Source organism: Kineococcus rubinsiae (assembly GCF_011839805.1).
Lineage (GTDB): Bacteria > Actinomycetota > Actinomycetes > Actinomycetales > Kineococcaceae > Kineococcus > Kineococcus rubinsiae.
Map to the genome: position 1 here is coordinate 73,514 of NZ_VWPY01000008.1, position 18,742 is coordinate 92,255.

21 protein-coding genes and 1 tRNA gene are annotated in these 18,742 nt (G+C 75.8%); 9 read left to right on the top strand and 13 right to left on the bottom strand.

Features of this window, described 5'->3' with window-relative positions; translation table 11 throughout:
- Positions 1-3 precede the first annotated feature (3 nt).
- The gene (locus F1544_RS07025) at positions 4-498 is read right to left on the bottom strand and encodes an FHA domain-containing protein FhaB/FipA (protein ID WP_167583657.1); all 495 of its coding nucleotides are present in this window, start codon (positions 496-498) and stop codon (positions 4-6) included.
- Positions 499-505: 7 nt separating this feature from the next.
- Complete coding sequence (locus tag F1544_RS07030) at positions 506-1,210, bottom strand: FHA domain-containing protein (protein ID WP_167583659.1); 705 nt, start codon at positions 1,208-1,210, stop codon at positions 506-508.
- Between the two features lie 145 nt (positions 1,211-1,355).
- Here F1544_RS07030 and F1544_RS07035 point away from each other — a divergent pair.
- Positions 1,356-1,439: transfer RNA gene (locus F1544_RS07035), tRNA-Leu, on the top strand.
- 91 nt (positions 1,440-1,530) lie between these two features.
- On the opposite strand, the gene F1544_RS07040 is transcribed toward F1544_RS07035, so the two are convergent.
- Complete coding sequence (locus tag F1544_RS07040) at positions 1,531-2,184, bottom strand: PAS domain-containing protein (RefSeq protein ID WP_167583661.1); 654 nt, start codon at positions 2,182-2,184, stop codon at positions 1,531-1,533.
- 181 nt (positions 2,185-2,365) lie between these two features.
- Between F1544_RS07040 and F1544_RS07045 the strand changes: the two genes are divergently transcribed.
- Positions 2,366-2,806: a PPOX class F420-dependent oxidoreductase gene (locus F1544_RS07045; RefSeq protein ID WP_167583663.1), complete on the top strand. Its 441-nt coding sequence runs from the start codon at positions 2,366-2,368 to the stop codon at positions 2,804-2,806.
- Between the two features lie 4 nt (positions 2,807-2,810).
- Positions 2,811-3,641 (top strand): SDR family oxidoreductase, encoded by an 831-nt coding sequence (locus tag F1544_RS07050; protein ID WP_167583665.1) that lies wholly within the window; start codon positions 2,811-2,813, stop codon positions 3,639-3,641.
- Here F1544_RS07050 and F1544_RS07055 read toward each other — a convergent pair.
- Positions 3,552-5,243, bottom strand: a complete 1,692-nt coding sequence (locus tag F1544_RS07055) for a tetratricopeptide repeat-containing diguanylate cyclase (protein ID WP_167583667.1) — start codon at positions 5,241-5,243, stop codon at positions 3,552-3,554. The genes F1544_RS07050 and F1544_RS07055 overlap by 90 nt on opposite strands.
- Before the next feature lie 199 nt (positions 5,244-5,442).
- Between F1544_RS07055 and F1544_RS07060 the strand changes: the two genes are divergently transcribed.
- A complete protein-coding gene (locus F1544_RS07060) occupies positions 5,443-7,797 on the top strand; it encodes a putative bifunctional diguanylate cyclase/phosphodiesterase (protein ID WP_167583669.1) in 2,355 nt (784 codons plus the stop codon).
- A 56-nt stretch (positions 7,798-7,853) separates the two neighbouring features.
- Positions 7,854-8,153, top strand: a complete 300-nt coding sequence (locus tag F1544_RS07065) for a hypothetical protein (protein WP_167583671.1) — start codon at positions 7,854-7,856, stop codon at positions 8,151-8,153.
- Positions 8,154-8,178: 25 nt separating this feature from the next.
- On the opposite strand, the gene mscL is transcribed toward F1544_RS07065, so the two are convergent.
- Positions 8,179-8,601 (bottom strand): large conductance mechanosensitive channel protein MscL, encoded by a 423-nt coding sequence (gene mscL, locus F1544_RS07070; protein WP_167583673.1) that lies wholly within the window; start codon positions 8,599-8,601, stop codon positions 8,179-8,181.
- Between the two features lie 84 nt (positions 8,602-8,685).
- Between mscL and F1544_RS07075 the strand changes: the two genes are divergently transcribed.
- Entirely contained in the window at positions 8,686-9,849 is a 1,164-nt protein-coding gene (locus F1544_RS07075) for a lycopene cyclase family protein (protein ID WP_208971419.1), read from the top strand.
- Positions 9,850-9,855: 6 nt separating this feature from the next.
- Here the strand turns inward: F1544_RS07075 and F1544_RS07080 are convergent, their stop codons facing one another.
- From F1544_RS07080 to F1544_RS07095, 4 genes are all read right to left on the bottom strand, one after another.
- Positions 9,856-10,458: a YceI family protein gene (locus F1544_RS07080; protein ID WP_167583675.1), complete on the bottom strand. Its 603-nt coding sequence runs from the start codon at positions 10,456-10,458 to the stop codon at positions 9,856-9,858.
- Positions 10,459-10,556: 98 nt separating this feature from the next.
- Positions 10,557-11,279, bottom strand: a complete 723-nt coding sequence (gene dhaL / locus F1544_RS24080) for a dihydroxyacetone kinase subunit DhaL (protein WP_208971420.1) — start codon at positions 11,277-11,279, stop codon at positions 10,557-10,559.
- Positions 11,276-12,337 (bottom strand): dihydroxyacetone kinase subunit DhaK, encoded by a 1,062-nt coding sequence (locus F1544_RS07090; RefSeq protein WP_167583676.1) that lies wholly within the window; start codon positions 12,335-12,337, stop codon positions 11,276-11,278. Before F1544_RS07090 ends, dhaL begins: the two co-directional genes overlap by 4 nt.
- A 120-nt stretch (positions 12,338-12,457) precedes the next feature.
- Entirely contained in the window at positions 12,458-13,708 is a 1,251-nt protein-coding gene (locus tag F1544_RS07095; RefSeq protein WP_167583678.1) for an MFS transporter, read from the bottom strand.
- A 129-nt stretch (positions 13,709-13,837) separates the two neighbouring features.
- On the opposite strand from F1544_RS07095, the gene F1544_RS07100 reads away from it, so the two are divergent.
- The 3 genes from F1544_RS07100 to F1544_RS07110 all read left to right on the top strand — a co-directional run bounded on the left by F1544_RS07100 (position 13,838) and on the right by F1544_RS07110 (position 16,633).
- Positions 13,838-14,353 (top strand): GNAT family N-acetyltransferase, encoded by a 516-nt coding sequence (locus F1544_RS07100; RefSeq protein ID WP_208971421.1) that lies wholly within the window; start codon positions 13,838-13,840, stop codon positions 14,351-14,353.
- A gap of 185 nt (positions 14,354-14,538) precedes the next feature.
- The gene (locus F1544_RS07105; protein WP_167583679.1) at positions 14,539-14,760 is read left to right on the top strand and encodes a hypothetical protein; all 222 of its coding nucleotides are present in this window, start codon (positions 14,539-14,541) and stop codon (positions 14,758-14,760) included.
- Positions 14,761-14,821: 61 nt separating this feature from the next.
- Complete coding sequence (locus F1544_RS07110; RefSeq protein ID WP_167583681.1) at positions 14,822-16,633, top strand: glycoside hydrolase family 15 protein; 1,812 nt, start codon at positions 14,822-14,824, stop codon at positions 16,631-16,633.
- A 47-nt stretch (positions 16,634-16,680) separates the two neighbouring features.
- On the opposite strand, the gene F1544_RS07115 is transcribed toward F1544_RS07110, so the two are convergent.
- The 4 genes from F1544_RS07115 to F1544_RS07130 all read right to left on the bottom strand — a co-directional run bounded on the left by F1544_RS07115 (position 16,681) and on the right by F1544_RS07130 (position 18,663).
- Positions 16,681-17,052, bottom strand: coding sequence for a type II toxin-antitoxin system VapC family toxin (locus F1544_RS07115; RefSeq protein ID WP_167583683.1), 372 nt, complete (start codon positions 17,050-17,052; stop codon positions 16,681-16,683).
- A complete protein-coding gene (locus F1544_RS07120; protein WP_167583685.1) occupies positions 17,049-17,300 on the bottom strand; it encodes a type II toxin-antitoxin system Phd/YefM family antitoxin in 252 nt (83 codons plus the stop codon). The genes F1544_RS07115 and F1544_RS07120 overlap by 4 nt, the downstream gene beginning before the upstream one ends.
- 114 nt (positions 17,301-17,414) lie before the next feature.
- A complete protein-coding gene (locus F1544_RS07125; RefSeq protein ID WP_308469922.1) occupies positions 17,415-17,966 on the bottom strand; it encodes a DinB family protein in 552 nt (183 codons plus the stop codon).
- A gap of 49 nt (positions 17,967-18,015) precedes the next feature.
- Entirely contained in the window at positions 18,016-18,663 is a 648-nt protein-coding gene (locus tag F1544_RS07130) for a hypothetical protein (protein WP_167583687.1), read from the bottom strand.
- Between the last annotated feature and the right edge of the window lie 79 nt (positions 18,664-18,742).

Below are 18,742 nucleotides of genomic sequence, written 5' to 3' on the forward strand. Positions count from 1 at the left end.
CGGTCACCTCCGCAGTTCGAGGACGGTCTTGCCGATGCGCAGCGGCGTCCCGGGCTCGAAGGGGCGGGGGACGGTGAGCCGGTCGCGTCCGAGGAAGCTGCCGTTGGTGGACTGCAGGTCCTCCACGACCCAGCCGTCGCCGGCCGGGGCGGGGGAGATGCGCACGTGCTTGGTGGAGGCGTACTCGTCGTCGAGGACGAGCGTGCAGTCCGGGCCGCGGCCGATGAGGACGGGCGCCGTGCCCACGGCCAGCGTCGTCCCGCGCAGCGAGCCCTCGACGACCACGAGGGTCGCGCGCGCCGGCCGCGCGGGCTCCCCCGCGTCGGGGGCGTCTCCGCGCGCGGCGCGGGGGACGCGCGGGCGGGCCCGCTCGGTGCGGCGCGCGGTGACGCGGGTGCCGAAGAGGTCGGCCCGCAGCACGCCGACGACGGCGAGCACGAAGAGCCACAGCACGACCAGGAGGCCGAGCCGCAGGGCGGTCAGGGTGAGCTCGCTCACGAGGGGATCAGGTCCAGCTCTCGTCGCGCCGGGGCGTGGAGAAGACGATGCGGGTCCGGCCGATCGTCACGGCCGTGCCGTCGAACAGGTCGGTCGAGGAGATCCGCTCGCCGTCCACGAAGGTGCCGTTGGTCGACCCGAGGTCCACGAGGCGCGCGCCGTGGGGGGTGACCCGGATCTCGGCGTGGCGGCGGGAGACGCCCGGGTCGTCCACGACGACGTCCGCGTCCGAGCCGCGGCCCAGGACGGTCACGGCCTCCGTCAGCACGTACCCGCGGCCGTCGACGTCCAGGCGGGGCCGGCCCGCCGTGGAGGTGCGGGGCGTGGCCGGGGCGACGCGGCCCTTGACCGTGGAGCTCAGCACCCGGAAGACGCCCGTCTCCAGGTCGTCGGCCTCGTGGAAGTCGACGCGCACCGGGCCCACGAAGGAGTAGCGCTGCTTGTCGGCGTGCTGGGTGACGGCCGCGACCAGCTCGTCGGCCAGCGTGTCCTGCCAGGACGCGATCTTGTCGTGGTCGGAGGGGCCGAGCTCCACCGTGAAGCTGTTGGGCACCAGGGTCCGCCCGCGCGAGAGCACGGCGGCCCGGTCGTCGAGCTCGCGGCGCAGGGCGCTCGCGACCTCCACGGGCTGCACCTCGCTGCGGAAGGCCTTCGCGAAGACGCCGCTGACGGCCCGTTCGACGCCCCGCTCGAAGCGGTCCAGCACACCCACGCCGCACCCCTCTCCGCTCGGTCGTCCCGTCCCCGCACGATGCCCGGTCCTCGGCAGCCTAACGGGGTGAGGGCGCCCGGACCCGCTCCTGCGTGATCAGCGCGTCCGCGAGCACCCTCGGGGGCTGCTAAGGTTCTCATCGTCTGCGCGAGTGGCGGAATAGGCAGACGCGCACGGTTCAGGTCCGTGTGCCCGAAAGGGCGTGGGGGTTCAACTCCCCCCTCGCGCACAGCAGGCGGAGGCCCCGGTCGAGTCGACCGGGGCCTTCGTCGTTCCCGGGGACACCCGGTGCAGGTCTCGTGGCAGGACCTCCACACGCGTCACTCGTCGGCGGCGACGAACCCCACGAGGCGCAGGGCGTCGCTGCGCTCGCCGGCCAGGACCCGGGCGCGGCTGGCCCGCCAGGAGTAGTCGCCGTGCGGCTGGCGCGTGCGGAAGCGCACCTGGTACGGCCGGCGGGTGGTGAGGGCCTCCTCCAGCGCCGAGGCCACGTGGAACTGGTCGTCGGGGTGCAGCGCCTGCAGGCCGACCGACTCCATGTCGCACCAGCCCTCGGTGGCCCCGACCCCGAGCAGGCGCGCGGTGACGGAGTCGAAGCTCAGGACGCCCGTGGCGGCGTCCAGCTCCCAGGCGCCGGCACGCTCGTCCGGCAGGGCGGCCATCCCGCGGCTGATCAGCGGAGGGTCCAGCGCCCCCGAGCTCCGCAGGTGCGCGAGCAGGGGCTCCGGCAGGCGGGCGAGCCTCGAGCACGGCTCGCCGGTCCCCGTGACCGCCTCGACGAGCTGGCGGTACGTGAGGTCGTCGCCGCGCACGACGACCTGCCCCGCCCGGCCGTTCTCGTCGTCGCCCGTCAGGGCGTCCGCGAGGACCGTCAGCCGGGGGTCGCGGCCGGGTGGGGCACCGTCGCCCCACAGGCCCTCCAGCAGCAGGCGCACCTGCTCGGCGCGGCGTCGCAGGTGGTGCTCGCGGTCCATCCAGGTCTCCACCGGAGCACTCCCGCCGATGCCGTGGGGCCACTGCCCGACCCCCGCGCGTGCGCCCTGCGACCGCGGGCCCCAAAGGTGTAGCACAACGGATCAAGGGCTCCCGTCCAGCGGCGCAGCGCCCCCAGGCCCCGGCCGGGAGCAGGACGGGCGTCCCCGCTGTTGCCCCGTCATGACCACTCCCGACGCCCGTGAGGCGCAGCTGCTCGACCTCGTCGCCGGTTCCCACGACGGTGTGCTCACCACCCAGAAGCGGGACGGCCGCCCGCAGCTGTCGAACATCACCTACCTCTTCGACGCGGCCACCCGCACGGTGCGCGTCTCCGTGACCGCCGACCGGGCCAAGGCCCGCAACCTCGCGCGCGATCCGCGCGCGAGCCTGCACGTGACGCGCCCCGACTTCTGGGCGTGGACCGTCGTGGAGGGCGACGCGACCCTGAGCCCGACGGCGCGGGCCGAGGACGACGACACCGTCGAGGAGCTTGTCGAGCTGTACCGGACGCTGCAGGGCGAGCACCCCGACTGGGCGGACTACCGGCGGGCGATGGTCGCCGACCAGCGGTGCGTGGTGCGCCTCGCGGTCGGTCACGTCTACGGGCAGCTGGCACCCTGAGGCCGTGGGACTCATCGGAGTGACGGGCGCGACGGGGCACATCGGCGGACGGGTGGCGCGCAAGCTCGCCGCCGGGGGCGCGCAGCAGCGCCTCGTGGTGCGCGACGCGGCGCGCGCGCCGGCGCTGCCGGGTGCGGAGGTCGCCGTCGCCACCTACGCCGACGCGGACGCCCTCGTCGAGGCCTTCACGGGCGTCGACGTGCTGCTGCTGGTGTCGGCGGCCGAGGACGAGCAGCGGGTGGTCCAGCACCACAACGCCGTCGAGGCCGCGGCCGCCGCGGGCGTGCGCCGCGTCGTCTACACGTCGTTCCTCGGCGCGGCCCCGGACTGCACGTTCACCTTCGGCCGCGACCACGCCGCGACGGAGCGCTTCCTGGCTGACGCGGGCCTCGAGGCGACCGCGCTGCGCAACTCCTTCTACCTCGACGTGCTGCCCGACTTCGTCACCGACGGGGCGCTGCGCGGGCCGGCGGGGGACGGGCGCCTGGCGGCCGTCGCGCGCGACGACGTCGCCGACGTGGCGCTCGCGGCCCTGCTCGACGACCGCCACGCGGGCCGGACGTACGACCTGACCGGCCCGGAGAGCCTGAGCCTGGCCGAGGTGGCCGCGGAGCTGACCCGCGCCACGGGCCGCGAGGTGCGCTTCGTCGACGAGACGGTCGAGGAGGCGTACGCGTCGCGCGCGTCCTCGGGCGCGCCGGACTGGATGCTCGACGGCTGGGTCAGCACCTACACGGCGATCCGGTCAGGGGAGCTGGACGTCGTCTCCGGCGCCGTCGCCGAGGTGACCGGGCACCCGCCGCTCGGGCTGCGGGACCTGCTCGCCCAGCGCTAGGGCGTGCACCCGGTTGCGCCCCGCGGCCTTCGCCGCGTAGAGCAGCCGGTCCGCGGTTGCGACGAGGTCGCCGACGGTGCCGCGCAGCGGGGCGTCGGCGGTGACGACGCCGATCGACGCCGTCACGCGCAGCCCTGACGCGACGGCGTCCCAGTCGTGCGCCTCGACGCGGGCCCGGCAGACCTCGGCCAGCTGCGCGGCCAGCGCGGGCTCGGGCAGCACGGACACCACCGCGAACTCCTCGCCGCCGAGGCGGACGAGGACGTCGCCGCAGCGCACGCTCTCGCGCAGCAGCGCCCCGAGCGCCTGCAGCACGACGTCGCCCGTGGAGTGCCCGAACGTGTCGTTGACGGCCTTGAAGTGGTCGAGGTCCAGCAGCGCCACGCACAGCTGCTCGCCGGGGGCGGCGGCCGCGAGGAGGCCGGGGACGGCGGCGTCGAAGTGCCGGCGGTTGCCGAGCCCGGTGAGGGCGTCCTGGAGGGCGTGGCGCTCGAGCTCGGCGGCCTCGTGGCGCAGCTGGTGCAGCTCCTCGCCGACCCCGAGCAGGCGGGCGCGCACCTCCGCGGTCTGGACCCGGGCCGCGGCCTCCAGCTCGTGGTAGCGCCGGTAGGACTCCAGCGCCCGCCGGAAGTCGCCGACCTCCTCCCACGACACCGACGCCATCCGGTGCGCCCTGAGCGCGATCGAGGACTCGTGCGTCTCCTCCGCGAGGGCGACGACCTCGGCGAGCACGGCGAGCGCCGCCCGGTGGTCCTGGCGGCGCTGGGCGCCGACGGCCCGCGCCTCCAGCACCCCGAGCTCCAGGGAGCGGTAGCCGTGCTCACGGCTGATCCGGACGGCGGCCGCGAACCGGTCCTCGGCGGCGGCGTCGTCGAGGTGGACGAGCAGCGCGCCGGCGTTCAGGTGCGACATGGCCACCCGGTAGGGGTTGCCGGACGCCTCGGCGAGCGCCAGGGCGCGTGCCGCCCGGTCCACCCCCGCCCACAGGTCGGCGACCGGGACGGCCCCGCCGCCGTGGGCGTTCTGGATGACGAGGTCGGTGGTGTTGGTCAGGAGGCAGAACTCCGTCTCGGGGGTGGCGCGGACCCCCGCGGCGCGCAGCTCCACCTCCGCGCGGTCGAACATCTCGGCGGCGGCGGTGAAGTCGCCCAGCGAGGAGCGCACGGTCCCGGCCCGGTTGAAGGTGCCCGAGCGCAGCTCGTGGTCGTCGAGCGTGACGACGGCGGCCATGGCGGTCTCCATCGCGGTGAGCGCCTCGTCGAAGAGGCCGAGCTCCAGGTAGGTCAGGGCGAGGAGGTTGAGGCCGTCGACGTGCCCGGCGACGTCGCCGGTGCGCTCGGACACGGCGACGGCGCGGCGGCCGGCGCGGGCCGCGGCCTCGTGGTCGCCCAGGCGCACGGCCTGGTTGCAGACCAGCCGCAGCGCGTGCGCGAGGCGGGCGTCGTCGCCGAGGGCGGCGGCGAGGTCGGCGGCGCGCTCGGCGAGGCGGCGGCCCTCCGAGTACGCGCCCTGCGTGCGGGCGTGCTCGGAGGAGGCCACCAGCGCGTCCAGCCGCTCGGCGGGCGGGCGCACGGTGGTCCCGGGAGCGCGGACCGTCGACACGTCAGCTCCATCGACCGGCCGCGGGGCCCGGTTGAGCGCGGCTCACCCTCCCGGGTGCCGCCAGAGCGCGAGGACGGCGTCCGCGGCGGGCTCGCGGTCGACGTGCACGCGACCACGCTCGCGCCCGGGCGGCGCGTCGGCTGAGCCGTTCGGGGGCAGGAGGTTCCACCCGGAGCCCGGACGCGCCGATCCTCAGCGGGTGACGACGGCTGAGGTGCGCGGGACCCGGGACCCCGGGCCGCGGCGCGCACCCCTCACCGCGACCGTCGCCCGCCTCCTCCCCCGCCTCGTCCCGCGCGCCGGGGCCCTGGCCGCGGCGGCCGTGCTCGCCGTGCTCGCCGCCGGCCGGGACCGCGTCCCGGCGAGCGCCCTCGAGGGCCTGCTCACCGTGCTGCTCCTGGCCGCCACCCTGCAGCTGCGCCGCGCCGCGCGGCGCGCGCCCGGGGGCACCGCCTGGCGCTGGTTCGCCCGCGCGACGACCGCGGTGGCCGCGGGCTGCGCGGTCGCCTTCGCCGACGCGGTCCTGCACGACGCCACGGGCCACCCCCTGCCCGTGCCCGTGGCCTCCGTCGTCGGGGCGTCGGTGCTCGTCGGCGGGGCCTTCGCCTACGCGGGCCTCACGCGCTGGAACCAGTCCCGCTCCTACCTCCGCGACCCCGGCGACCACCTCAACGGCCTCGCGGCCGTGCTCGCGGGCACGGGCGCGGGCAACGTCCTGCTGGCCTCGGCCGCGCCGGAGCTGTTCACGGCCTGGCCGCTGTGGCGGGTGGAGGGCTGGCTCCTCGGCTGCACCGTGCTGGTCGTCCTGCTGGGGGCCGCGGTGACGGTCGCCGCCGCCGGGCGGCTGCTGCGCGACGCCCGGCTGTGGGTGCTCGCGGCCGCCGCGGCCGGCCTCCTGGCGGCGACCCTCCTCGTCGGGCGCGACGGCCCGGCCGGCGACCCGCTGCTGCACGTCTGCTGGGTCGCGGGCTTCGTGCTGCTCGCGGCCTCGTCCCTGCACGAGCGGCCGATCGAGCCCGTCGCGATCTCCCCGCAGACGCCCGCGGTGGCGGTCGTGGTCCTCACCCTGGTCAGCGTCGTCGTGCTCGCGGTCGACGGGCACGCGAGCGCCGCCGCCGGGATCCTCCCCGTCGTCTTCACGGGCCTGTCCGTCCTGCTGGTCAGCACCCGCGTCGTGTGGCTGGTGCGCGAGCTCGAGGACCTCGCCGCCTCCCGCCTGCAGGCGCGGACCGACGACCTGACGGGCGTCGCCAACCGGCGGGCGCTCGTGGCGCGCCTGGAGGCCCTCGCGGTCGACGGGCTCGGCGCGGGGCTGCTGCTGGTCGACCTCGACCGCTTCAAGGAGGTCAACGACCGCTACGGCCACGTCGAGGGCGACGACCTCCTGCGGGTCATCACGCGGGCCCTCGAGGCGGCCGCGCCGGCCGGCTCGCTCCTGGCCCGCCTGGGCGGGGACGAGTTCGCGCTGGTCGTGCCGCACGGGACCGAGCGCGGCGGGTCGGCCGTCGGCCGCGGGCTCGTGGACGCCGTCGTGGCCGTGGTCCGCGCCGACGCGCGCCCGCTGGGCGTCGGCGTGAGCGTCGGGGTCGCCGCGCTCGCCCCGGGCACCCTGGACCCCGACGACCTGCTGCGGCGGGCCGACGCGGCGATGTGGGTGGCGAAGGCCGCGGGCGGCGGGCTGAGCGTCTTCGACGCCGAGGCGGACGCCGCGGCCCGCGACCGCGCCGCGCTGCTGGCCGACCTGCGGGCGCTGCTGGCCGGCGAGGTGCGCGACGGGGTCCCGGGCGGGGCGGCGCTGACCGAGCAGCTCGTCCTCTTCTACCAACCGCAGCTGGAGCTCGCCTCGGGCGGCGTCGTCGGCGTCGAGGCCCTCGTGCGCTGGCGCCACCCCGAGCGGGGCCTGCTGCCCCCGGTGGCGTTCCTCGACCTCGTCGAGGAGCACGGGCTCATGGACCACCTGACGGCGTTCCTGCTGCACCGCGCGGTGGGCGAGACGCGCGGCTGGTCGGCCGGCGGACGGCCCCTGCGCGTCTCGGTCAACCTGTCGGCGAGCTCCCTGGCGCGCCCGGGGCTGCTCGCCGTCGTCGACCGCGCGCTGGCCGCCGGGGCGCTGGAGCCGGGCCGGCTCGTGCTGGAGGTGACCGAGACGACGCTGATGGCCGACCCGGCGCTCGCGCTCGCCGTGACCCGCGACCTCACGGCGCGCGGCGTGCAGCTGAGCATCGACGACTACGGGACGGGGTACTCCTCGCTCGCCTACCTGACCGACCTGCCGGCCAGCGAGCTCAAGCTGGACCGCGCCTTCACGCTGCGCGTGCTCGGGGAGCCGCGCACGGCCGACATCGTCGCGGCGACCGTGGGGCTCGCGCACCGCCTCGGCCTGCGGGTCGTGGCCGAGGGCGTCGAGGACGGCGCGACGCTCGAGGTCCTGGCCCGGCTCGGGGTGGACGAGACGCAGGGCTACCTGCACGCCCGCCCGATGCCGCCCGCCGAGTTCGAGGGCTGGCTGGGGCGCCGCCCGGCCGCGGCGGCCGCGGGCGCCCGGCTCGGCTGAGCCCTCGCGTCGGGCCCCCGGTGGCGCCGGACCACGCTGATCGCGAGGGTGGGGGCATGAGCACCGACGACAGCACCGCCGACAGCACGGCCGACGAGCAGGCCGTGGACGTCTACGACAACGCCGAGGTCCGCCAGACCAACGAGCAGGCCACCTCCCCGGTGTCGCGCGCGTCCGGCGGCGGGGCCGTCCCGAGCCCGGCGCGCCCGGCCGACGCCGTCCCCGGCGTGCCGGACGACGACGAGGTCGCGGGCACCGCCGGCGGCGACCCCACCGCGGGCGTGCAGATCTCCGAGGAGGACGCGGCCGCGGCCGTCCCGGGCGACACGGGCCCCGAGAACCCCGGCGCGCGCTGAGCCCGGCCGCCGGTGACCGGCCGGACTAGGGCCGGCTGGTCGCCGTCGCGGTGCCGTTCTGCGCCGCGAGCAGGTCGCGGATCTCGGTGAGGAGCAGGACGTCCTCGGCGGGGGCCGCGGGCTCCGCGACCTCCCCCTGCTTGCGCAGGGCCAGCAGCCGGTTCATCGGCACGACGACGAGGAAGTAGACGACCGCCGCGACGATCACGAAGTTGAGGATCGCGGCGAGGATGGCGCCGAACTCGATCGCGGCGTCGCCGCGCAGCGGGATCTTCATCGACGTCGCGAGCGTGGACCCGCCGACGACGGCGGCGACGAGCGGGTTGATGAAGCTGTCGACGAGCGCCTTCACCACCGCCGCGAAGGCCGTGCCGATGACGACGGCCACCGCCAGGTCGATGACGTTCCCCCGCAGGACGAAGTTCTTGAACCCGGTGATGAGCGGCATGGGACTCCCTGGTCGGTGGGTGGTGATCCGACCCTAGGGGGAGCCGCCGGGCACCGGAGGCGATCGGCGAGGCAGGATCGCCGGGTGCCCCCGCCCGAGAACGGACCGCTGGACCTCGCCGTCGTCGGCCTGGGGGCCGCGGGCGGCAGCCTGGCCTGGCGCCTGGCGGGCACGGCGACCCGCTTCGCCGTCGTGGAACCGCCGCCGGCCTCCTCGCGCCGCACGCAGGTGCGCACGTGGTGCACGTGGGGCCCCGCGGGGCCCGGGCCGTTCGGCCCGCTCGTCGCCGCGAGCTGGTCCCGGTTGCGGGTGGTCGCCGCCGACGGGGCTGAGGTGCAGCGCTCGCTGGACCCGTGGCGCTACCGGATGCTGCGCTCGACCGACGTCGAGGCCGCCGTGCGCGAGCGACTGACCGCCGCGGGGGTGCCCGTCGTCGCCGGGGTGGTCGAGGACCTGGTGGCCGGGCCGGCCGGCGTCGCCGTGCGCGGCGAGGGTCTCGACCTGCTCGCGCGCCGGGTGCTCGACACGCGTCCCGTGCCGGTGCCCACCACGGGCCGCACGCTGCTGCTGCAGCACTTCCTGGGCCGGCGCATCCGCACGCAGGACCCGGTGTTCGACGCGGGTTGCGTGACGCTCATGGACTTCCGCGTCCCCCAGCCGCGCGGCGGGGTGGCGTTCGGCTACGTGCTGCCGACGTCCGCGCACGAGGCGCTGGTGGAGTACACGGAGTTCTCCCCCGACCTGCTCGACGACGCGGGCTACGACGACGCGTGGCGGGAGTACCTGCACCGCAGCGGCATCGGCGAGCACGAGGTGCTCGAGGAGGAGCGCGGGGTCATCCCCATGACCGACGCGCCGTTCCCCCCGCACCCCGTGCCGGGGGTGTTCCGGTTCGGGGCCGCGGCCGGCGCCGTGCGGCCTTCGACGGGGTACGCGTTCAGCGCCGTGCAGCGCCAGGCGGACGCGGTCGCCGCGGCGCTGGCGCGGGGTGGGGAACCCGTCCCGCCGCGCCCGCACGGGCGGCGCCACCTGCTGATGGACTCGCTGGTGCTGGAGGCGGTGGCGCGCTCGCGCCTGGCGGGCGACGAGCTGTTCGTGCAGCTGTTCACCCGCAACCCCGTGCACCGCGTGCTGGGCTTCCTGGACGGTTCCACCGGGCTCGCGGACGACCTGCGCCTCATGGCGTCCTCGCCGCGGGGGCCGATGCTGCGGACCGTCGCCGGGCGGGCCCGGCGACGGTCCGGCTGAGGACGCTCAGGCGCTGAGGACGGCCTCGACGTCGAGCTGCAGGTCGACCTTCTCGGCCACGACGAGCCCGCCGTTGTCGAGGCGGGCGTCGAAGGACAGGCCGAAGTCGCGGCGGTTGACGGTCCCCTTGGCGGAGAAGCCGATGCGGGTGCCGCCGTAGGCGTCGGGGCCCAGGCCGGCGACCTCGGTGACCAGGGTGACGGGCTGGGTGACGCCCTTCAGCGTGAGCTCGCCGTCGATGACGTAGTCGTCGCCGTCGTGGCGGATGCCGGTGCTGCGGAAGGTCGCCTTCGGGTGGGTCTCGACCTCGAAGAAGTCGCCCGTCTTTAGGTGGCCGTCGCGGGCCTCGTTGAAGGTGGTGACCGAGGTGACGTCGATCTCCGCGGTCACGGTGGACTCGCCGAGCGCGTCGGAGGTGACGATCTCGCCCGAGACCTCGCCGAAGCGGCCGCGGACCTTGCTGATGCCCATGTGCCGGACGGTGAACGACACCTCGGAGTGCGTGGCGTCGATCGTCCACGTGCCGGCCTGCCAGCCGTCCACCGCGGGGAGCTCGCGCGTCAGCGTCGTGGTGCTGCTGTTGTCCTTCTTGCCACCGAACAGGCCCATGAGGTCCTCCAGAAGTAGTTGCCGCCGCAAGTGCTGTCCTTGAAGGTAGCAGCGCTTGTTTGAGGCGTCAACGACTTCTGGAGGCCGATCGGGGAACCTCAGACCACGGTGCCCCGCTCGAAGAACCAGGCCACCGCGAGGGCCCCGGGGTCCACGACGCCGCGGGCGACGTCGCCGACGTAGCTCGCGCGCCCCCGCCGGGCCCGCAGCGCCTCCGTGCCGCGCGCCCCGTCCGCCGCGGCGCGGTAGGCCGCCCCGAGCGCCGCCACGACGGGGACGTGCGCGTGGGCCGCGTCCTGCAGGGCGTCGGCCGCCGGCCCCATGGCGTCGACCATCGTCTTGTCCCCGAGCTGCGCCCCGCCGAGGCGCTGGACGGTGTCCAACCCGGCGCGGGCGGCCGCGGCGAGGTCCTCCGTGGACAGGGTGGCGCCCGTCGCGCGGGAGAACTCCCGGAACCACATGCCGAGCAGGGGGCCGCTCGTGCCCCCGGTGTCCAGGAAGGCCTGCGTGACGGCGTCGAAGACGCCCGAGACGTCGCCCGGGCGCGTGCGGTCCAGGCGGGCGTCGGCGCCGCGGACGGCGGCGCGCAGGTTGTGCCCGAAGTCGCCGTCGCCCGCGAGGCGGTCGAGCTCGGTGAGCTCCTCGGCGCGCTCGCGGACCTGCTCGGAGAACCCGACCCACCACGCCCGCACCCGGGTCGCGTCGAGGTCGGCCGCCCGGCCCCCGCGCACGGGCGGGACGGGGGTGCCGTCGTGCAGGAGCTCCAGGCGCTCGGGCGCGGCGATCGTGGTGCGGCGCGGCGGGCGTTGCGGCGGCGTCACCACGTCAGGGCCGCCGTCCGCGCGGGCGCGTCCCACAGGCGCACGAGGTCGTGGTCGGCCGGGGTGAGCGTCACGGACACCCCGGCCATGTCGAGCGCGGTGACGTGCGACCCGACGAGGGAACGCACGACGCGGACTCCGCGGGCTTCGAGCACGCGGACCACCTCCCGGAAGACGACGGACAGTTCGAGCGGGTGCGTGGAACCCAGGCCGTTGACGACCGCGAGCACCGCGTCGCCGCGCTGCACCTCGATCGCGTCGGCGACGGGTGTGACGAGCTGCTCGGCGAGGTCGGCGGCCGTGGAGAACGCGCGGCGGCCGACGCCGCGCTCGCCGTGGATGCCGACGCCGAACTCGACCTCGTCCTCGGGCAGGTCGAACGACGGCAGCCGCTCGCCGGGGTGCGTGGGCGCGGTCAGCGCGATCGACAGCGTGCGCGAGCGCTTGGCCGTCCGCCGGCCCAGCGCGACGAGGTCGGCGAGCGGGGCACCCTCCTCCGCCGCTGCGCCGCAGACTTTCTCGACGACGACGACCGCGGCGGTGCCCCGGCGGCCGGGGCCGTCGTCGAGGCCCGTGACGGCCGGGTCGGTGGCCAGGTCGTCCTCGACGAGCACCTGGTCGACCTCGACGCCGTCGTCGGCGGCGATCTCCGCGGCGATGCGGAAGTTCAGGACGTCACCGGTGTAGTTCTTCACCACGTGCAGCACGCCGGCGCCGGTGTTCGCGGCGCGCGTGGCCGCCGCGACCTGCAGCGCCGTGGGGCTCGTGAACACGCGGCCCGGCACGGCCGCGTCGAGCATCCCGACGCCGACGAAACCCGTGTGCAGGGGTTCGTGCCCGGAACCGCCGCCCGCCACCAGCGCCACCTTGCCGGGCCGCCGACCGGCCGGGGCGCGGCGCAGGAAGTCGGGGTCGCGGTGCAGCGTCACGAGCTGCGGGTGGGCCAGCGCGAAACCCTCCAGCGCCTCGGCCACGAAGTCGTCGCGGTCGTTGAGGAACTGCCGCCTGCCCGTGGTCGCGCGGAGCTCAGCGTCGGACCGTCCGGTCGTCGCACTCACGTGGACCCCCTCGTCGAAAGGCCGCGTCCTCGGCACCGAAGACGTCCCGGCAGCCTCGCACTGTCCGGCGCGCAGGGCCAGCCCGCAGGGTGCCCCGGTGCGCACCCGCGGGAAGCGGGCTCAGGCCGCGGACCCCGGGCGGCGCCGCTGCAGGACGGCGAAGCTCCCGGCCGCGACGACGACCAGCACGGGGAACGCCACCGCGAGCAGGATCCCGACGCGCAGGCCGGAGCCGTCGTCGGCCGGCAGCGCGGCCGAGAGGCGCTGCAGGACACCCGAGGAGCTCGTCGACGCCTCGGCCAGGACCCCGGCGGCCCAGGGACCCACGGCCCCGCCCGCGTCCCCCGCGACGGCGAGCACGCCGAACATCGCGGCCCCGCCGAGGGGGAAGCGCGCCGCCGCGAGGCTGAAGGCGCCGGGCCAGAGCAGGCTGACGGCGAGCCCGCAGACGGCGCAGCCGACGAGGCTCGCGACGGGGCTGGGCGAGGCCGCCGCGAGCACGTAGCAGGCGGCCGCCAGGACGCCCGAGACCGTGAGCGCGGGCACCAGGGGGACCCGGGTGCCCAGCAGGCCGTACGCCATGCGCCCCAGCCCCATGAGGACGGCGAACAGCGCCGGGCCGGCGAGGTCGCCGGCGACCTTGCCCACCCCGAGGCCCTGCTCGGCGTACAGCGAGGACCACTGCGACATCGTGAGCTCGGCGGCCCCCGCGGCCAGCATGAGCAGCAGCACGGCCGCGAACGCCGGCGCCCGCAGCAGCGAGGTCAGGCTCGTGCGGTGCTCGTCGGGCACGGTGTCGGGCAGCGGGACCCGGGTGAACACCACGAGGTTCGCGAGCGGCACGAGCGCCCACAGCACGGGCAGCAGCTGCCAGTTCTGCTCGCCGATCGCCGCGAGCAGCAGGGTCGTCCCGACGACCACCGCGACCTGGCCCCAGCAGTAGAACGAGTGCAGCAGGCTCATCTGCGCGGCCTTGCCCTCGGCCGGGCTGGGCAGCGCCTCGACCACGGGGCTGACGAGGACCTCCAGCAGCCCACCGCCGACCGCGTAGACGACCACAGCGACGGCCAGTCCCGCCGCGGGGCTCGGCCCCCACTGCGGCCCGGCGGCCAGCAGCAGCAGCCCGGCGACGGCGAGGACGTGGGCCAGGACCAGCGGCACGCGGTACCCGACCCGGTCGACGACCTTGACGGCCACCACGTCGGTGACGAGCTGGGTCGCGAAGTTCAGCAGCACCAGGCGGCCGAGGACGTCGAGAGGCACGTCGTAGCGGCGCTGGAACACGATGAACAGCAGCGGCGCCAGGTTGTTGACGACGGCCTGCGTGACGTAGCCGGTGTAGCAGGCACGCCGGGTGGCGGTGGGGGTCACGGGGCTCCCGGGAGGTGGCGGGCGGAGGGTGCGGCCCCGAGGCTGCCCGATCCGGCGGCGCGGTGCACCGGCCGGGTCGTGCGCGAGGCGTGCAGGGGGGAGGGCCGGGCGGGGTCCTACGCTGCGCGCGTGGACGTCCGCGTGGTCGCGATCGACGAGGCGCAGTGGCGCGCCTACCGGGCGATCCGGCTCGAGATGCTCGCCGACACCCCCCTCGCCTTCGGCGAGACCCTCGAGCACGCCCTCGCGCTGGACGACGCGGAGTGGCGCTTCCGGGCCCGCCGCTGCGCCACGCCGGGCAACGCCGGGTGGGCCGCGGTCGGCGCGGACGGGCGCTGGCTGGGCACGATGTCGGCCTTCGTGCACCCCGTCGAGGGGCCCTTCCTCGTGTCGGTCTTCGTCGCCCCGGGCCACCGGGGGCGGGCCGCGGGGGTCGCCGACGCGCTGCTGGACGAGGCCCTGGCCTGGGTGGGGCGCCAGGCCGAGGGCGGCAGCGTGCTGCTGCACGTGCACGAGGCCAACGAGCGCGCCCGGGGGTTCTACCGCCGGCGCGGCTTCGCGGAGACCGGTGTGCGGCTCCCGTACAGCCTCGACGAGACGACCGACGAGGTCGAGATGCGGCTGACCCTGCCGACGGTCCCCTGAACCTCCCGCTCCAGGCCCCGGGGGCCGCCGCGGATCGTGGAGCGTTCACGCGGTTCACCCGCCTGTCACTCGCAGTGACGACATCCGACGTCTCGAAGTGCTCAAGCCAGCGTGGGCGCACGCCGAAGCCTGGGTTGTCAGTCACTGAGAGTCTCCGGACTTCACCAGCCTCGAGGAGCCCCGCCGTGTCCCTGCCCCGTGCGTTCGCCGCCGTCGTCGTCAGCGGTGCGCTCCTCACCGGCGCAGCCGCGCTCGCCCCCGCGGCCTCCGCCGCTCCGGTCGCGAAGGCCACCAAGGCCTCCACCGCGACCGTCACGGTGACCACCCGCGCCACGGCCCCCGCGGGTCACCTGCGCGTGATCATCGCCGGCTCCCTGAACGTCGCCCTCAAGGGTCACCTCCGCTGATCGGCCCAGTCCCCGCGCGCCCTGGTCGTTGAGGCCTCACGCGTAGCCCCAGAATGACCTCATGGCGCGGATCGAGGACTACGCCCTCCTGGGCGACTTGCACACCGCGGCGCTGGTCGACCGCACGGGGTCGATCGACTGGCTCTGCTTCCCGCGCTTCGATTCGCCGGCCTGCTTCGCGGCGCTGCTCGACACCCCCGACGCGGGGCGCTGGCGGATCGGCCCGAGCGGCGGCGCGTCCTGCACGCGGCGCCGCTACGTGGACAGCTCGCTCGTCCTGGAGACGGAGTGGGACACCCCCGACGGGACCGTCCGCGTCACCGACTTCATGCCGCCCCGCGGCAACCACCCCGACGTCATCCGCATCGTCGAGGGCCTCGAGGGCGAGGTCCGGATGTCCTCCGAGCTCGCGCTGCGCTTCGACTACGGCTCGATCGTGCCGTGGGTGCGCCGGCGCGGTGACGAGCTCGAGGCCGTCGCCGGCCCCGACTCGGTGTGGTTCTGGTCGACCGCGCCCATCGAGGGCCGCGACCTCACGTCGGTGTCCGACTTCACCGTCCACGAGGGCGAGAAGGTCCCGTTCGTCCTGACGTGGGGCAAGAGCCACGAGGACATGCCGCACCGTCCCGACCCGTACCACGCGCTGCAGGACTCCCTGGACTTCTGGGCGGACTGGAGCTCCACCACGGCCGTGCCGATGACCGGCCCGTGGGGCGACGCCGTCAACCGCTCCCTCACCGTGCTGAAGGCCATGACGTACGCCCCGACGGGCGGCATCGTCGCGGCCGTCACGACCTCGCTGCCCGAGGAGCTCGGCGGCTCCCGCAACTGGGACTACCGCTACTGCTGGCTGCGCGACGCGACGTACACGCTGCAGGCGCTGCTGCTGTCCGGGCACGTCGAGGAGGCGGCCGCGTGGCGCGCGTGGCTGCTGCGCACGGTCGCGGGCGACCCCGGGGACCTGCAGATCATGTACGGCCTCGACGGGACCCGCCGCCTGCCGGAGCTGGAGCTGGACTGGCTCAAGGGCTACGAGGGCTCCTCGCCCGTGCGCATCGGCAACGCCGCCGCGGGGCAGCTGCAGCTCGACGTGTGGGGCGAGGTCCTCGACAGCCTCTTCCTCGCGCGCCAGGCGGGGCTGGAGAACGAGGAGGACGACTCCTGGAACCTGCAGAAGGCGCTCATGCACCACCTCGAGGCGCGCTGGCAGGAGCCCGACAACGGGCTGTGGGAGATGCGCGGCCCCCGGCGGCACTTCACCCACTCCAAGGTCATGGCGTGGGTCGCGGCCGACCGCATGGTCCGCAGCGCCGAGGAATTCGGGCTGCCCGGTCCTGTGCAGCGCTGGCGGCGGGTGCGCGAGGAGATCCGCACCGACGTCCTCACCCACGGGGTCTCGGCGACCACCGGGGCGTTCACCCAGTCCTACGGCTCCGAGGCGCTCGACGCGAGCCTCCTGCTGATCCCCCGCGTGGGGTTCCTGCCCTTCGACGACCCGCGCGTGGTCGCGACCGTCGAGGCCGTGCAGCGCGAGCTCACCCACGACGGGCTGGTGCTGCGCTACAAGGTGGAGGAGGCCGAGGACGGCCTGCCGGGTTCCGAGGGCGTGTTCCTCGCCTGCTCGTTCTGGCTGGTCGACGCCCTGCAGGGCATCGGCCGCACCGAGGAGGCCGTGGCCCTGTTCGACAAGCTCCTCGCCCTGCGCAACGACCTGGGCCTGCTCGCGGAGGAGTACGACCCGGTCTCCAAGCGGCAGCTGGGCAACTTCCCGCAGGCGTTCAGCCACTTCCCGCTGGTCGTGGCGGCGCACCACCTGGCCGGCGGCCGCGGCGAGCGCAGCGACGACCCGGACGGCGAGGCCGCCCGGGACTGAGCCGGTCCGGGCGGGTGGTCCCGCACCCGCCGTCCGTGCGCGCCCCGCTACAGGAGCCGGACGTCGTAGTCGCCGAACCGTCGGTCGACGGTGAGCAGCTGCAGACCGCGTCGGGCGGCCTGCGCGATGAGCATGCGGTCGAACGGGTCGTCGTGGTGGCGGGGCAGCGCCCCGGCGGCCAGGCCGTCCTCCACCGTGACCGCCAGCTCGGTGAAACCCTGACGCTGCAGCTCCTCGCGGAGGCCGTCCGGCGCGGTCAGCTTGCCGAGAGCAGCCTCGATCGACATCTCCCAGGCCGTGGCCGCCGAGACGAGCACCTCCTGCTCGTCGTCCGCCACGGCCGCACGCATCCGCTCGGGGAGACGCTCGTCGTCGGCCAGCCACCACAGGAGGACGTGGGTGTCGAGGAGGAGGCTCACGGGACGTGCGGGTCGAGGTCGTCCTGGAAGGCCGCGACCAGCTCGGGCGGGGACTCGTCGAAGTCGGCGGCCATGACCACCCGTCCCTTCCAGGACCCGGGACGGCGGACCCCTCGTGAGCGGGCCGGCACCAGCCGGGCCACGGGCTTGCCCGCGCGGGCGATGACCACGTCCTCGCCGCGCTCCACCGCCTCGAGCAGGCGGGACAGGTGCGTCTTCGCCTCGTGCACGTTCACCGTCTGCGTCACGACTCCACCTTACGGACCACGACGGGCCGAGTCGACTAAGTCGGACTAAGTCGGACTAAGTCAGACTGAGTCAGACTGGGTCGAGTCGAGTCGGACTGAGCGCGACCGCCCGCCTCAGTAGCCGGTGCGGCCGTCGACGGCCTCGCGCAGCAGGTCCGCGTGGCCGAGGTGGCGCGCGTACTCCTCGACGAGGTGGGTGAGGATCCACCGCAGGTTCACGGGGCGCCCGCGCCGCAGCCCGCGCACCGGGGCCGCCAGGTCCGTCCAGGACGCGGTGTTCGCGCGGGTCGTGACGAGCTCGGCCCGGTAGGCCGCGACGTCGTCCGCGGCGGTCGCGGCGTCGACGTCGTCGAAGTCGCCGTCCGGGCTGTCCGGCACGCAGTAGTAGTCGGGCACGTCCTGCTCGTCGAGCAGGACGACCCGCAGCCAGTACGCCTCGACCTCCGTGAGGTGCCGGACGATCCCGGCCAGGCTCATCGTGGACGGCGGGACGGCCCGCCGGACGAGCTGCTCAGCGTCCAGCCCGGCGACCTTCAGCAGCAGGGTGTCGCGGTACAGGTCGAGCCAGTGGTCGAGCACGGCCCGCTCGTCGCCCGTCATGGGCCCGTCGGAGCGGGTGTCCTCGTGCTCGGCGACGACGGGGGCGCTCGTGCTCGGCTCGGTCACGGTGGTGAGCCTGCCACCGCGGCGCGGTGCGGCGCTGGAGCCCGGCCCCTCAGCCGTGGTGCGCGCCGGAGCGCCCGTCGCGCGACCCGGCGTAGGCCGCCTCGCGCACGTGCTGCCAACCCACCGGCATCTCCAGGCCCGGGAACGGGTGCAGCACCGGGTCGTAGGTGATGACCTGCTCGGGCGCGGTCGAGGGGTCGTCGAGCAGGCGCAGCTCCGCGAAGGGCCGCCACGGCCCGCGGGGCTCGGCCACCGCGAGCAGGAACCGCCCGTCGCGCCAGCGGGACCCGACGACGAGCAGACCGCGGGCGGTGCGGAACGCGGAGATGCTGGAGTAGGTGGGGCGCCGCCAGTGCGCGCTGGGCAGCGGGAAGCGCCGGGCGGGCCAGCGGTCCGCGCTGGAGGCGAGCAGCAGGTCCCACGGGTCGCCCGCGGGGCTGCTGACCCGCACGGCGATGCCGAGCACGTCGGGCAGCGGGGCGGGCAGCCCGGCGCCGCGGGAGAACCGGACGACGGCCCGGTCGACGCCGGCCTCGTCGATCCACGCCACGCCCGTGCCGGGGTGCAGCCCGTGGCGCACGACGTCGGCGGCCACGACCGTGCCGACGGTGTGCACCGCCTTCGCCGAGCGCAGCCTCGCGGCGAGCCGGAAGGCCCCGGCGACGACGTCGTCCAGCAGGCGCACCGTTCGATCCACGCGCCGATCCTCGGGGACGCGCGGCGCTCCCGCACCCGGGCACGGTCCCTCGCACCGGGCCGTCGCGCGCGGGCCGGGA

What these genes read in the sequence shown, in the direction of transcription:
- F1544_RS07040 (WP_167583661.1), bottom strand. Translation starts at nt 2,184, where the DNA reads ATGGACCGCGAGCACCACCTGCGACGCCGCGCCGAGCAGGTGCGCCTG.
- F1544_RS07045 (WP_167583663.1), top strand. Translation starts at nt 2,366, where the DNA reads ATGACCACTCCCGACGCCCGTGAGGCGCAGCTGCTCGACCTCGTCGCC.
- F1544_RS07065 (WP_167583671.1), top strand. Translation starts at nt 7,854, where the DNA reads ATGAGCACCGACGACAGCACCGCCGACAGCACGGCCGACGAGCAGGCC.
- mscL (WP_167583673.1), bottom strand. Translation starts at nt 8,601, where the DNA reads ATGCCGCTCATCACCGGGTTCAAGAACTTCGTCCTGCGGGGGAACGTC.
- F1544_RS07080 (WP_167583675.1), bottom strand. Translation starts at nt 10,458, where the DNA reads ATGGGCCTGTTCGGTGGCAAGAAGGACAACAGCAGCACCACGACGCTG.
- F1544_RS07110 (WP_167583681.1), top strand. Translation starts at nt 14,822, where the DNA reads ATGGCGCGGATCGAGGACTACGCCCTCCTGGGCGACTTGCACACCGCG.